At 66.6% G+C, this 13,783-nt stretch carries 9 protein-coding genes; 8 read left to right on the top strand and 1 reads right to left on the bottom strand.

The features are described from left to right. The first annotated feature begins 11 nt into the window (after positions 1-11). The 8 genes from Q0743_RS33370 to Q0743_RS33335 all read left to right on the top strand — a co-directional run bounded on the left by Q0743_RS33370 (position 12) and on the right by Q0743_RS33335 (position 9,850). Positions 12-602 carry a glutathione S-transferase family protein gene (locus Q0743_RS33370; RefSeq protein WP_298245660.1) on the top strand — a complete coding sequence of 197 codons (591 nt, stop codon included), beginning with the start codon at positions 12-14 and terminating at the stop codon, positions 600-602. A gap of 16 nt (positions 603-618) precedes the next feature. Further along, positions 619-1,083: a GNAT family N-acetyltransferase gene (locus tag Q0743_RS33365; RefSeq protein ID WP_298245659.1), complete on the top strand. Its 465-nt coding sequence runs from the start codon at positions 619-621 to the stop codon at positions 1,081-1,083. A gap of 88 nt (positions 1,084-1,171) precedes the next feature. Further along, entirely contained in the window at positions 1,172-1,447 is a 276-nt protein-coding gene (locus Q0743_RS33360) for a hypothetical protein (RefSeq protein ID WP_298245658.1), read from the top strand. 79 nt (positions 1,448-1,526) lie between these two features. Next, positions 1,527-2,699, top strand: a complete 1,173-nt coding sequence (locus Q0743_RS33355) for a phosphoserine transaminase (RefSeq protein WP_298245657.1) — start codon at positions 1,527-1,529, stop codon at positions 2,697-2,699. A 169-nt stretch (positions 2,700-2,868) separates the two neighbouring features. After that, positions 2,869-4,458 (top strand): phosphoglycerate dehydrogenase, encoded by a 1,590-nt coding sequence (gene serA, locus Q0743_RS33350; RefSeq protein ID WP_298245656.1) that lies wholly within the window; start codon positions 2,869-2,871, stop codon positions 4,456-4,458. A gap of 245 nt (positions 4,459-4,703) precedes the next feature. Beyond that, the gene (locus Q0743_RS33345; protein WP_063687393.1) at positions 4,704-5,876 is read left to right on the top strand and encodes a thiolase family protein; all 1,173 of its coding nucleotides are present in this window, start codon (positions 4,704-4,706) and stop codon (positions 5,874-5,876) included. Positions 5,877-6,165: 289 nt separating this feature from the next. After that, a complete protein-coding gene (locus Q0743_RS33340) occupies positions 6,166-7,722 on the top strand; it encodes an FAD-dependent oxidoreductase (protein ID WP_298245655.1) in 1,557 nt (518 codons plus the stop codon). A 154-nt stretch (positions 7,723-7,876) separates the two neighbouring features. Further along, on the top strand, positions 7,877-9,850 hold the full coding sequence (locus Q0743_RS33335; protein WP_298245654.1) for a methyl-accepting chemotaxis protein: 1,974 nt from the start codon (positions 7,877-7,879) through the stop codon (positions 9,848-9,850). 260 nt (positions 9,851-10,110) lie between these two features. Here the strand turns inward: Q0743_RS33335 and Q0743_RS33330 are convergent, their stop codons facing one another. Further along, complete coding sequence (locus Q0743_RS33330) at positions 10,111-13,545, bottom strand: PAS domain-containing protein (protein ID WP_298245653.1); 3,435 nt, start codon at positions 13,543-13,545, stop codon at positions 10,111-10,113. Positions 13,546-13,783: the final 238 nt, after the last annotated feature.

The following is a 13,783-nucleotide window of genomic DNA, read 5'->3' as shown; positions in this document are numbered from 1 at the left end:
GGGCGGCAGCGATGAAGATCTACGGCGACAGCAATTCCGGAAACTGCCTGAAAGTGAAGTGGGTCTGCGATCATCTCGCATTGCCCTATCAGTGGATCGAGGTCGACACCCGCAAGGGCGAGACGCGTACGCCGCAATTCCTCGCCATGAACGGGGCCGGCCAGGTGCCGACCGTCGCCTTCGACGACGGCCGCACGTTGGCGCAGTCCAACGCCATCATCCGCTATCTGGCCCGCGACAGCGCGCTCGTTCCGCGCGACGCCCTCACGGCGGCCAAGATGGACGAATGGCTGTTCTGGGAGCAGTACAGCCACGAGCCCTATATCGCGGTGTGCCGTTTCCTCCTCGTCTATCTCGGCAAGGACGCCTCCGAGCTCGACCCCGACAAGGTCAAGCGCGGCTATGCGGCGCTGGACCGCATGGAGCAGCACCTTTCGGCCAGCCGGTTCTTTGCCGGCGAGGCGGTATCGCTCGCCGACGTCTCGCTGCTCGCCTATACCCGCGTGGCGCACGAGGGCGGCTTCGATCTCGGTCGCTATGGTTCTATCCGCCGCTGGATCGGAGAGACCGAGGCGTTTCTCGGCCTGCCGCCGGTGCGCTGATTCCTGGAGTTTCCATATGACCGACAAGTCCGTCTCGATCCGGCCAGCGCGCCGGGAGGATGTCCCCGTGATCGTGGCGATGCTCGCTGACGACCATCTCGGGCGCGCGCGCGAGCGCGTCGAGGATCCGCTGCCCGCGCCTTATTACGCGGCATTCGAGCGCGTTGAGCGCGATCCGAATTTGACGCTCGTCGTCGCCGAGAGCGAGGGCAGGGTGGTCGGCTGCCTGCAGCTGGCCGTTCTGTCTGGCATCAGCTCGCAAGGCGGCGTGCGCGGACTGCTCGAAGACGTGCGCGTCGCCACCGATTGCCGCAGCCGCGGCATCGGCGAGCAACTGGTGCAATGGGCGATCGCGGAAGCAAAGGCGCGCGGCTGCAATCTGGTGGAGTTGCTGACGCATGCGAGCCGCATCGACGCGCAACGCTTCTACAAGCGGCTCGGATTCACAGGCAGCCACGTCGGTATGACTGTCCGCTTTTGACGCAGCATGCTCGTGCGTTGCTCGAACAGCGAAATCGGATCGCGCATTCGTTCATATTAAGAGCCGGTAAACTACCCGTCTGTCGTTCATGTTGAACGAGGAACGAACGGTGCTAGGGCAGCGTCAGACACCGGGCTCGGTCGGTTCGGGGATTTCGATGACAAGCTATTCAATCATCAAGGTCGGCAACGACTACGTCGTGCAGGCCAATGACAAATGCATTTTGAAGGTCGGCAGCCGCCGGCGGGCCGCGCAATTGATCAGCGATGCCACGGACTTGCTGAACGCGCTTGCCGTGGTCGAGTCCCCCGATATCGCCCTGGACGAGCCATCAATCCCACGTGAGGCTCCCGAACTTTCTTGACGACTCTACCCGTTTCCCGTATCAGCCGCGGCGGGACACCTCCCCCCAACGGGAGGCTTACTATCTGGAAGGGTAGATCATGACTGTAGCGAAGCCCGCTTCGCGGCCGAACGTGCCGCATTTCTCCTCCGGCCCCTGCGCCAAGCGCCCCGGCTGGAACGCCCAAAATCTCAAGGACGCAGCGCTCGGCCGTTCGCATCGCGCGAAGGTCGGCAAGACCAAGCTCAAGCTCGCGATCGATCTGACGCGCGAAGTGCTCGAGGTGCCCGCCGATTACCGCATCGGCATCGTGCCGGCCTCCGATACCGGCGCGGTCGAGATGGCGCTGTGGTCGCTGCTCGGTGCGCGGCCCGTCACCACGCTCGCCTGGGAATCCTTCGGCGAGGGCTGGGTCAGCGACATCGTCAAGGAATTGAAGCTCAAGGACGTCACCAAGCTCAACGCTGCCTACGGTGAGATCCCCGACCTCTCCAAGGTCGATCCCAAGAGCGACGTCGTCTTCACCTGGAACGGCACCACCTCCGGCGTGCGCGTTCCGAACGCCGACTGGATCAGTGCGACTCGCGAAGGTCTCACGATCTGCGACGCGACGTCTGCCGCCTTCGCGCAGCCGCTCGATTTTGCAAAACTCGATGTCGTCACCTTCTCCTGGCAGAAGGCGCTCGGCGGCGAAGCCGCGCACGGCATGCTGATCCTCTCGCCGCGCGCCGTTGAGCGCCTCGAGACCTACAAGCCGGCCTGGCCGCTGCCGAAGATCTTCCGCATGACCAAGGGCGGCAAGATCAACGAGGGCATCTTCGTCGGCGAGACCATCAACACGCCGTCGATGCTCTGCGTCGAGGACTACCTCGATGCGCTGAACTGGGCCAAGTCGATCGGCGGCCTGAAGGCCCTGATCGCGCGTGCCGATGCCAACACCAAGGTGCTCGCCGACTGGAAGGCGAAGACGCCCTGGATCGACTTCCTGGCCAAGGACGCCGCGATCCGCTCCAACACCTCGGTGTGCCTCAAGTTCACCGATCCCGCGATCACCTCGCTCTCGGACGACGCTCAGGCGGAGTTCTCGAAGAAGCTGGTCGCGCTGATCGAGAAGGAAGGCGCCGGTTACGACTTCGCGTACTATCGCGATGCGCCGGCCGGCCTGCGCATCTGGTGCGGCGCCACCGTCGAGGCCAAGGACGTCGAGATCCTGACGCAGTGGATCGACTGGGCTTTCGCCGAGACCAAGGCCGCTCTGCCGAAGGCGGCCTGAGTTCTTACCCTCCCCTGGAGGGGGAGGGTCGACGCACCGTCAGGTGCGGCGGGGGGGGGTGATCTCTCCACACGGCGCACCGGCGATTTTCTTTCTTGCGGCTTCCCCCCCCCCCGGCGCTTCGCGCCGACCCTCCCCCTCCAGGGGAGGGTGTGAAGGACACATTCCCATGACCAAACCCAAAGTTCTCATTTCCGATGCGCTCTCGCCCGCTGCCGTGCAGATCTTTCGGGATCGCGGCGTCGAGGTCGACTTCCAGCCCAACCTCGGCAAGGACAAGGACAAGCTTGCCGAGATCATCGGCAATTACGACGGCCTTGCGATCCGCTCCGCGACCAAGGCGACCGCCAAGATCCTCGAGAAGGCTGCGAAGCTGAAGGTGATCGGCCGCGCCGGCATCGGCGTCGACAATGTCGAGATCCCGGCCGCGACGGCCAAGGGCATCATCGTGATGAACACGCCGTTCGGCAATTCGATCACGACCGCCGAGCACGCGATCACGCTCATGCTGGCGCTGGCCCGCGAGATTCCGCAGGCCGACGCCTCGACCCAGGCCGGCAAGTGGGAGAAGAACCGCTTCATGGGCGTCGAGATCACCGGCAAGGTGCTCGGCGTCGTCGGCTGCGGCAACATCGGCTCGATCGTCGCCGACCGCGCGCTCGGCCTGCGCATGAAGGTGGTTGCGTTCGATCCGTTCCTGTCGCCGGAGCGCGCCAAGGACATCGGCGTCGAGAAGGTCGATCTCGACGATCTGCTCAAGCGCGCCGACTTCATCACGCTGCACACCCCGCTCACCGAGAAGACCAGGAACATCATCGACGCGGCCGCGATCGCCAAGATGAAGAAGGGCGTGCGCCTGATCAACTGCGCCCGCGGCGGTCTGGTCGACGAGCAGGCGGTGGTCGATGCGCTCAATTCCAAGCACATCGCCGGCGCCGCCTTCGACGTCTTCGTCGAGGAGCCCGCGACCAAGAACGTCCTGTTCGGCCATCCCAACGTGATCTGCACGCCGCATCTCGGCGCCTCCACCACGGAAGCACAGGAGAACGTGGCGCTTCAGGTCGCCGAGCAGATGTCTGATTACCTGCTCACCGGCGCGATCTCGAACGCGGTCAACTTCCCCTCGATCACGGCGGAAGAAGCGCCGAAGCTGAAGCCGTTCATCTCGCTCGCCGAGAAGCTCGGCTCGTTCGCCGGCCAGCTCACCGAGAGCGGCATCCTCAAGGTCGAGATCACCTATGAGGGCCACGTCGCCGAGATGAAGATCAAGGCGATCACCTCGGCCGTGCTGTCGGGCCTGCTGCGGCCGATGCTCGGCGAGGTCAACGTGGTGTCGGCGCCCGTCGTCGCCAAGGAGCGCGGCATGGTCGTGGACGAGATCGTCCGCGCCGCCCAGAGCGACTATGAGAGCCTGATCACCGTCACCGTCACCACCGAGCGACAGGAGCGGTCGGTCTCGGGCACCGTCTATGCCGACGGCAAGCCGCGCCTCGTCGACATCAAGGGCATCCGCGTCGACGCCGAATTCGGCAAGTCGATGATCTACGTGACCAACGAGGACAAGCCGGGCTTCATCGGCCGGTTCGCGAGCCTGCTTGGCGATGCCAAGCTCAACATCGCCACCTTCCATCTCGGCCGCGTCGCGCCCGGCAGCGATGCCATCGCCCTCGTCGAGGTCGACGGCGCGGTGCCGGCCGATTTGCTCGCCAAGGTGCAGGCCCTGCCGCAGGTCAAGCAGGCCAAGGCGCTGACGTTCTGAGCAAACTCTCATCGTCGTCATCGCCGGGACAAGCCCGGCCATGACGGGTGGATAGGGCAGGGGCGCGTCGCCACGGAATGACGGGCATCATATATTCCGACCTGCGGAACAACGACGCCGTCCTCATCCGAGGGCGGCGTTTTTGTTGATGCGGCGCGGCGCTTTATTTCTCCCAAGCCTGCCGAACTTTGTGTACCAATGGCGCCCAGGACGCTCCGTACCAACGTTTGAAAAGGGAGAAAACAATGCGTGAAGCCGTCATCGTTTCCTATGCGCGCACGGGCCTCGCGAAATCCGGCCGCGGCGGGTTCAACATCACGCCGCCGATGTCGCTCGCGGCGCACGCCATCAAGCACGCGGTCGATCGTGCCGGCGTCGAGAAGGACTATGTCGAGGACTGCTATCTCGGCAATTGCGCCCATGGCGCGCCGAACATCGGCCGCCAGGCCGCGCTGCTCGCCGGCCTGCCGAAGACCACCGCCGGCGTCTCCGTGAACCGCTTCTGCTCCTCCGGCCTGCAGACCATCGCGATGGCCGCCAACTCGATCCGCTCGGACGGTGCCGACTGCATCGTTGCCGGCGGCGTCGAGAGCATCTCGATGCCCGGCGGCGGCACGCCGAAGGAATCGATCGACCCCGAGCTGCTCAAGGTCGCGCCCGACATCTTCATGGCGATGATCGACACCGCCGACATCGTCGCCGAGCGCTACAAGCTCAGCCGCGAGTACCAGGACGAGTTCTCGCTGGAATCGCAGCGCCGCATGGCCGCGTCCCAGCAGGCGGGCAAGTACAAGGACGAGATCGTCCCGATGAAGACCAAGATGAAGGTGGTCGACAAGCAGACCAAGGCGGAGAGCATCGTCGACTACGTCGTCGACCGCGACGAATGCAATCGCCCGGAGACCACGCTGGAGGGTCTTGCCAAGCTCGAGCCGGTGAAGGGCCCCGGCAAGTTCGTCACCGCGGGCAATGCCAGCCAGCTCTCGGACGGCGCCGCCGCCGTGGTGCTGATGGAAGCCAAGGACGCCGAGAAGCGCGGCCTCAAGCCGCTCGGCCGCTTCGTTGCATGGGCGACCGCGGGCTGCGAGCCCGACGAGATGGGCATCGGCCCCGTCTTCGCGATCCCGAAACTGCTCAAGCGCACCGGCCTCAAGATCGACGACATCGATCTCTGGGAGCTCAACGAAGCCTTCGCCAGCCAGTGCCTCTATTCGCGCGACAAGCTCGGCATCGACCCCGCCAAGTACAACGTCAACGGCGGCTCGATCGCGATCGGCCATCCCTTCGGCATGACCGGGGCCCGTCTCACCGGCCACCTGCTGCAGGAAGGCGCGCGTCGCAAGGCCAAGTGGGGCGTGGTGACGATGTGCATCGGCGGCGGCCAGGGCGGCGCCGGCCTGTTCGAGATCTACAGCTGAGCAAGATCTGGCTGATCAAGGCCACGTGAATGCGAAAGGCACGGCGTCGCGGGCGCCGTGCCTTTTTCGTTGCGCATCCCTCTCCGGGAAATTATACAGCCCCCGTCGGAAAAGGCAGATTTGGTCTGGTAAGCCCAAATCCTTTCGGTAACGAAAGCTCTGGTCTTTGGCCTTGTGCACGAGATCCCCACGACGAACAGCGGACGCCATGCGGGCGTTCAATTGTTCGTCCGTGTGATTCTCAAGCGCTGGGAACGCTCCGGTCGAACATCGGCCACAGGAGCGTCTCATGCGCGATCGCGTCTCGATTTCTCAGCCCTCGAATTTCCACGACGTCATTATTGCCGGCGCGGGCCCGGTCGGCCTGTTCCTCGCGTACGAGCTGCGGCTCGCCGGTGTCTCGGTCCTCGTGCTGGAGCAGGCGCAGGATCCGCATACGGCGCTGAAGCAACTCCCGTTCGGCCTGCGTGGCCTGTCAGTCCCGACATGCGAAGCCTTTCACCGGCGCGGCTTGCTGGACGAGATCCTGGCAGCGCAACGCGCAAGCTCCGGCGCGATCAGAAGTGCGGCGCACTGGATGCAGCAGACGCGGCGGCCCGCGGGCCATTTCGCCGGCCTCCAGTTTTATCAGGACGACCTCGATGCCGCGAAATGGCCTTGGCGCTTGCCGACGCCGGCCGATGCCGCGGTGGCCGTCGACATGCAAACGCTGGAAACGGTCCTGGCCGCGCGTGCACGCAGTCTGGGCGTCGAGATCCGGCGCGGCTTTGGCGTCACTGCCTTTGCCGCTTGGGACGAGCACGTGACGGTGCAGGCGGCGGGCGAGACGTTCGGCGGTCGCTGGCTGGTCGGTTGCGACGGCGGCCGCAGCACGGTGCGCAAGATGGGTGGATTCGATTTCGTCGGCACCGATCCTGAATTCACCGGCTATTCCATCGCAGTCGAGCTGGCCGATCCGGAGAAACTCAGCCCCGGCCGCAACTACACGCCGACGGGCATGTACACCTATGCGCAGCCCGGTACCATCGCGATGGTTGATTTCGACGGCGGTGCGTTCCACCGCACCACGCCGATCACGATCGAGCACGTGCAGAGCGTCTTGCGCCGCGTCTCCTGCACGGATGTCACCATCGCCGGGCTTCCACTTGCCGCTACCTGGACGGATCAGGCCCGTCAGACATCCGCCTATCGCAATGGGCGCGTGCTGCTCGCTGGAGATGCTGCGCACATCCATTCGCCGCTGGGCGGCCAGGGCCTCAATCTCGGTCTTGGCGATGCGATGAACCTGGGCTGGAAGCTGGCCGCGACGATCCGTGGCAACGCGCCGGACCATCTCCTCGACAGCTATTCGCGGGAGCGACATCCCATCGGCGCACAAATCCTCGACTGGTCGCGCGCGCAGGTCGCGATCATGCGGCCGACGCCGGGCACCCGCGCGGTCCAGGCCATCATCCGCGATCTCATCGCGACCCGCGACGGCGCGACCTATTTCGCCGAACGCGTGCGCGGCGTCTCGCTGCGTTACGAGCTTGGTGGCAGCCATCCGCTTGTTGGCCGCAGTGTTCCCGATTTCGAACTGTCTGACGGGACGATGACCGGAGAACAGCTCAGAGCAGCGAAAGGCATGTTGCTTGACTTCGACACGCGTGCGCCGCTTCGAGCGCTTGCAAGCGGCTGGAGCGATCGGATCGCGTATGTCGCAGCTGAGCCGAGAGATCGGTTGGGCCTGCGCGCCGTGCTGGTGCGCCCCGATGGCTTTGTTGCGTGGGCCGGCGACGGCGCGTCCGATAGTGAGGAGGCCGCTCGGGCCGCCTCGCGATGGTTCGGCGCGCCTGGAACCGGATGAGCGTCGCCGCGCCAGCTGCCTTTGTGCACTCCAACGTGCATAAAGGCGAGTATTGTGACAAATACACGTATTCGTACGTGCCCGCAAATTAACGGAAGCTTTGACGCATTAGCGCTTCATCAACCGTATCTGCCACCATTGGATCTCCCGTCAGATGCGGCTTCTCTCTCTTCGTCTCACCCACAAGATCACCGCGATCGGCGTGATCGGCGTCGTCGGCGTCATCCTGATCGGCGGCATTCACCTCTATGGTGAGCGCGTGATGGGCGTCTATCGCAGCGCCGCCGAGGAGGCGCGCAGCGTCTTCGAGCTCAACAACAGGATCGCGGTCGAGCTGCTGGAAGCGCGCCGGGCCGAAAAGGATTTCCTGCTGCGCAGCGATCCGGCCAAGGCGCAGCGCCAGGTCGAGATCAGTCGGCAGGCGGCGCTCGACATCGACACGCTCCGCGGCAAGATCGTAGCCCTCGGCAAGGGCGAACTGGCCGCGCGGATCGACGCGATGAACGCGTCGTTGAAGACCTATCAGGCGCGCTTCACCGCGGTGGTCGAGCAGCGGCAGCGGCTCGGCCTCGACGAGAAATCCGGCCTCGAAGGGCGCCTGCGCACCTCCGTCCACGGCATCGAGAGCCAGGTCGACCAGCTCCAGGACTCCTCTCTCAAGGTGATCATGCTGATGATGCGCCGGCACGAGAAGGACTTCATGCTGCGCCGCGACGCCAAATATGGCGACGACATGAAGAAGCGCACGGCTGAATTCTCGGCCAGCCTCAACGCCGCCACGATTCCCGACAACGCGAAAGCCGAGCTGCGGCAGAAGCTCGCCGACTACCAGCGCGACTTCTCCGCCTGGATGGAGGGCGCGCTGAAGCTCGCGGCCGAGCTGAAGGCGATGTCCGAAGCCTTCTCGGCGGTGGAGCCCGTCATCGAGCAGGTCTCGACATCGGTCGACGCCATCCGTGTCGAAGCCGATCGTCTGAACGATGCCGAGCGCGCCAGCATCCAGTTCTGGATCGCGGTCGCCATCGCACTCATCGCATCGGGCGTGCTCGGCCTCGGCATCTTCATCGGCCGTTCGGTCTCGAAGCCGCTGACCGCGATGCGCGCGGCCATGATCGAGCTCGCCAACGGCAATTTCGCCATCGTGTTGCCCGGCCTCGGACGCCCCGACGAGATCGGCGAGATCGCGCAGGCCGTCGAGACGTTCAAGGTCAATTCCGAGCGCAAGGCGCAGGAAGAGGCCGAGGAGAAGATCAGGCAGGACAAGCTCGCCGCCGAGCGCCGGCGCGCCGACATGATCCGCATGGCCGACGATTTCGAAGGCGCGGTCGGCGAGATCGTCGAGACGGTGTCGTCCGCCGCCAACGAGCTCGAGGCCTCGGCCACGTCCTTGACCACGACCGCCGGCCGGTCGACCGAGCTTGCCACGCTGGTCGAGGCCGCGTCCGAAGAGGCGGCGACCAACGTCCAGTCGGTGGCCTCCGCCGCCGAGGAGCTGACGGCATCCGTCAACGAGATCAGCCGCCAGGTGCAGGCGTCCGCGCGCATCGCCGACGAGGCCGTCAGCCAGGCCGGTCAGACCAACGACCGCGTCAGCGAATTGTCGAAGGCGGCCGCGCGCATCGGCGACGTCGTGGAGCTGATCAACGCCATCGCCGGCCAGACCAACCTTTTGGCGCTGAACGCCACCATCGAGGCCGCGCGTGCCGGCGAGGCCGGGCGCGGCTTTGCCGTCGTGGCCTCGGAGGTGAAGGCCCTGGCCGAGCAGACCGCCAAGGCGACCGGCGACATCGGCCAGCAGATCTCGAGCATCCAGAACGCCACGCAGGATTCGGTCGGCGCCATCAAGACCATCGGCGGCACCATCGAGCGGCTGTCCGAGATCTCCTCCACCATTGCAGCCGCGGTGGAAGAGCAGGGCGCCGCGACCAGCGAGATCTCGCGCAACGTGCAGAATGCCGCGGCCGGCACCACGCAGGTCAGCGCCAACATCTCCAGCGTGCGCCAGGGCGCGACCGAGACCGGCTCGGCGTCGTCACAGGTGCTGTCCGCGGCGCAGTCGCTGTCGAACGACAGCAACCGGCTGAAGATCGAGGTCAGCAGGTTCCTGGAGACGGTGCGCGCGGCGTAATTGCGGCGCCAATGCAGGATGTCATCCGACAGTGAGGGACGCGCCGTTCTCTCGCTCCCTCGCCCCGTTCTTACGGGGAGAGGGTGGGGTGAGGGGCTGTCTCCGTGGGCGGGATTTGAGTGGGAGTAGAATGCCCGCGTGCGGCTGACTAGCGAGTCGGACGGACTTTCATCTCGGCGAATATATTGCCTTGCCCCTCACCCGGATCGCTGCGCGATCCGCCCTCTCCCCGCAAAGCGCGGGGAGAGGTGAAACGCATCTCACGCCCCCGCCACGACGGGCGAAAACACCACTTCGATCAGCGTGCCCTGGGCCGCGCTCTTGATGTTGAAGCGGGCGCGGTTGGCTTCGACCAGCGCCTTCGTCAGCGACAGGCTCAGCGCCGAATTGTCTTCGGCGTCGCCCGGCGGCGGCGTGCGGAACGGCTCCATCGCGGCGGCGACCTCGCGCTCGGTGAGGCCATGGCCGGTGTCGCGGATGCGAAGTGCGATCTCGCCGCGGTCGGTCATCGCGGTCGAGACGATCACCTGGCCGCCGGCGCTGGCGAGCCGGATCGAGTTCGAGATCAGGTTCACCGTGATCTGCCGCATCGCGCGCGCATCCACTGTGACCTGCGGCAGCGCATGCGCGAGCGAGGTGCGGATGATGATGCGCTCGCGATTGGCCTGCGGTTGCATCACGGTCACGCAGGCTTCGACGAGATCGTTGAGGTTCAGGTTAGCGAAATTCAGGTCGAGCTTGCCGGTCTCGATCCGCGACAGCTCCAGGAGATCGTCGATGATCGCGATGACACGCTCGCCGGAGGCGCGGATGTCCTTCATGTATTCGCCGTAGCGCTCGTTGCCGAGCGTGCCGAAGCGCTCGGAGATCATCACCTCGGCAAAGCCGATGATGGCATTGAGCGGCGTGCGGATCTCGTGGCTGATCCGCGCCAGCATGTCGGCCTTGGCGTTGGCCGCGCCGTCGACGAGGCGGCGGGCCTGCGTCAGCTCGCTCTCGCCCTTCTTGGACTGGGAGAGATCGCGGAATACGGCGAAGAAGTTCGGCCCGTCGGGCCGCGTGCGGCCCATGATCATCGCGAGCGGAATGACGCCGCCCTTCTTCTCGCGCCCCAGCACCTCGCGGCCGTGGTCGAGCAGGCTCGCGATGTCCTGGCTCTTCAGGCTTTCAAGATAGTCGAGAACAATCTGCTGGCTCTCGGGCGCGAACAGCGTCAAGAGGTTCTGCTCCAGCAGCGCGCTGCCGTCATAGCCGAACAGCGCCTCGGCGCTGCGGTTGCAGGCGTGGACGTTGCCTTCGGCATCGAACATGACGATGCCCTCGGCGGTGGTGTCGAGGATCGCGGCGAGATCTTCCGCATCGGCATCGCCGGCCGCGGGCTCGAGATCGGGCGCGAAGGGGAAGGATTCGGGCACGACCGGCTCGGCGACGTCAGGCGGCGCAGCGATGTCCGCAGGCGCGGCGTGCGGCAGCGCGCAGATCAGCGCATGCGCGCTCTCGCCGTCCCAGTCGATCGTGTGCAGATGCGCGTCCGTGGTTGCAAGCGGCGCCTCGCCGTTCGCAACCGCGGCGCTGATCGTGACGGGCGTTCCGCCTTGCGAGGTGCTGCTCGCCGCGGACACGCCCGGCTCGACATAGAGCGCATCCAGCCCGCCGGCATCCTCCAGCGCGTTGATGCTGGCATAGCCCATGCGCGCGAGGAACGCGGGGTTGGCGTAGAGCAGGCGGTCGAGGCGATAGATCAGGATGCCCGTCGGCAGCAGATCGAGCAGCGTGCGGTCGCGCACGCTGACGCCGCGCGGCGGGGCTGCGGGCTCGGTCAGCCACTCGGCCGCAGCCGGCGGCGGCGGCTCGGGCTCGGGCACTGGCGGCTCGGCGGTGATCTCCGCCACGGGCTCGACCGCATCCGACGCATCGGCCGCGATCGCCTCGCGCTCACGCTCCAGCCGTTCGGACAATTGCCGCGCGAGCTCGTTGAACGCGCTGTTCTCGACCGGCGTCAGCGTCGGCGAGCGCGCGTCGCCGTGCGGGCGGAACGGCACGACATTGGGAGGGGTTTCGACGGGCGTTTCCACTGCTGTGTCCGGATCGGTTGGGTGTGAATTCGCGTCGCTGGTGGGTTCGGGTGTTTCGGCTGTGGGCTCGGGCGATGGCTCACGCTCTGGCGGCTCGATCGGCGGAGGCGGCGCCTCTGCCACCGGCTCTGGCGCGGCGATCGGCTCGGGCTCATGAGGCTGCTCGGGCTCGACCACATCGGTGGACAGGCCGTGCTGCGCCTCCGGCTCCGCGAGCGTCTCGAAGCGCCTGAGCGCATCGAGCCGGTTGAGCGCGTCGAGATCGCGGCAGACGCCAAAGCCCTTGAAGCCGACGAAATTGCGAGCGGCATCGTAAACCGGCAGGCCCGCCAGCTCGACCGGCAGATGCTCGCCGCCGTCGGCCGGCCAGTTCACGGTGATGCCGGCCCAGGTGTCGTGGCTGGCCAGTGCCTGCGCCACGCGGCCGTCGGGGTCGAGCGCGAAGTTTTGCGCGATCTCGTGCCAGGGCCGGCCGAAGCCGGCCGCGGTGTGCGCGCCGATCAGGTGGATGAACTCGTCGGAGAGCAGCACAAAGCGGCCCCCTTCATCCATCTGCCAGAGGAAGCGCAGCGGATGCTGACGCGGTGCGGGCGGCTCTGTGGGAGGCTCGGCCATGGGGTGCGTGATCGGTGCAGCCTGCGGCGACACGATGGCCGGATGCGGGTTTTCAACCGGAGTCTCTGCCGCGCTGTCGGTGCTCTCGTCGGGCGCAGCGTGAGCCGGTTCTTGCACCGGCGCCTCGGTCGCGTCCTCGACCGGTGCGGTCTCCTGCGCGTCGGGCGCGCGTGTCCCGGTTGCTTCAGCCGGCTCGGCGAACGCATCGAACAATGCGATCCCCGCCGATTCCTCCTGCGATAGCGGCGGCTCGCTCGGCACGATCACGGCGGCTTGCGCGGGCGCGACCGGCGCCGCGTGCGCCTCGTCTGCCGCGCTCTCGGGCACAGCCTCGGCGGGCCTTGCCTGCGCAGCGGCAGCCGGCTCGATCAGCGCGATCAGGCCGACATCGGCGCCGCTTCCGACCCGCTGCAGCACCATCTGGCCGATGCCGATCGGCGTTTCGGCGCGGCCCTCGCGTAGCGCATCGCTGCGCGCCTGCTCGAGCCCGGCTTCGCCCAGGTCGCGAAAGCCGAGCAGGGCGCGGGCGGCTGCGCTGGCGCCGACGAACAGGCCGTCGGGCGCGAACGCCGCCATCGGCCTATCAGCACCTTCGACCAGGCGATGCAGCCGCTCGATCAGCGGCATGGCGCGCAAGGTGGGGTCCATGGCGGTGACGAGCACGGCGTGCCCGCCATCGGCAAAGTCGAGCCGGCTGCAGGCGCAGGTCATCAGCGTGCCGAGCCGCGCGCCGAAGCCGCGCAGCCGCTCGAGCCGCACGGTGCCATCAGCCGGCAGCTGGCGCGCAAGCCGGGCGACCTGGCGGCGATGGGGGTCGGCGGGGCCGAACACCTTGGCCGCGAGCGCCGCACTATGCGCAGCGCCGAACAGCCTTGCGCCGACCGGATTGGCCCACAGCACGCGCCCACCGTCGGTCGACCACAGCCAGGTCGCGAGCTGCGAGGTCGCATGCACGGCCAGCCGGGGATCGCCCACACCTCGCAACTGGAAATCCGAACTCGTCATCCGACCGGCTTGTGTCTCGCGCATGAAGCTGGCTGCCGGGAATGACAGCCTTAAGAAAGGGTTAGTATTGCCCGCGCCCGCGCGCAGGTCCACGGCTGCGGCCCTGCGCAGGCCCCCCAAAGCCGCGATAACCTTAACCCGCCACCCCCGCAAGCGGCGGCCGGGTTCATCCAAGGGATTCGGAGGGGGGAGCTTCAGGTCGAGCCGCGGTGCCCATCCTCCCCTGGAGGGGGAGGGT

This window comes from uncultured Bradyrhizobium sp., from assembly GCF_936943645.1.
GTDB lineage: Bacteria > Pseudomonadota > Alphaproteobacteria > Rhizobiales > Xanthobacteraceae > Bradyrhizobium.
This window is presented reverse-complemented; position numbering and strand designations above follow the sequence as displayed.

Excerpts from the sequence above, each read along its gene's own strand:
- Q0743_RS33370 (WP_298245660.1), top strand. The coding sequence starts at position 12 with ATGAAGATCTACGGCGACAGCAATTCCGGAAACTGCCTGAAAGTGAAG.
- Q0743_RS33365 (WP_298245659.1), top strand. The coding sequence starts at position 619 with ATGACCGACAAGTCCGTCTCGATCCGGCCAGCGCGCCGGGAGGATGTC.
- Q0743_RS33360 (WP_298245658.1), top strand. The coding sequence starts at position 1,172 with ATGTTGAACGAGGAACGAACGGTGCTAGGGCAGCGTCAGACACCGGGC.
- Q0743_RS33355 (WP_298245657.1), top strand. The coding sequence starts at position 1,527 with ATGACTGTAGCGAAGCCCGCTTCGCGGCCGAACGTGCCGCATTTCTCC.
- serA (WP_298245656.1), top strand. The coding sequence starts at position 2,869 with ATGACCAAACCCAAAGTTCTCATTTCCGATGCGCTCTCGCCCGCTGCC.
- Q0743_RS33345 (WP_063687393.1), top strand. The coding sequence starts at position 4,704 with ATGCGTGAAGCCGTCATCGTTTCCTATGCGCGCACGGGCCTCGCGAAA.
- Q0743_RS33340 (WP_298245655.1), top strand. The coding sequence starts at position 6,166 with ATGCGCGATCGCGTCTCGATTTCTCAGCCCTCGAATTTCCACGACGTC.
- Q0743_RS33335 (WP_298245654.1), top strand. The coding sequence starts at position 7,877 with ATGCGGCTTCTCTCTCTTCGTCTCACCCACAAGATCACCGCGATCGGC.
- Q0743_RS33330 (WP_298245653.1), bottom strand. The coding sequence starts at position 13,545 with ATGACGAGTTCGGATTTCCAGTTGCGAGGTGTGGGCGATCCCCGGCTG.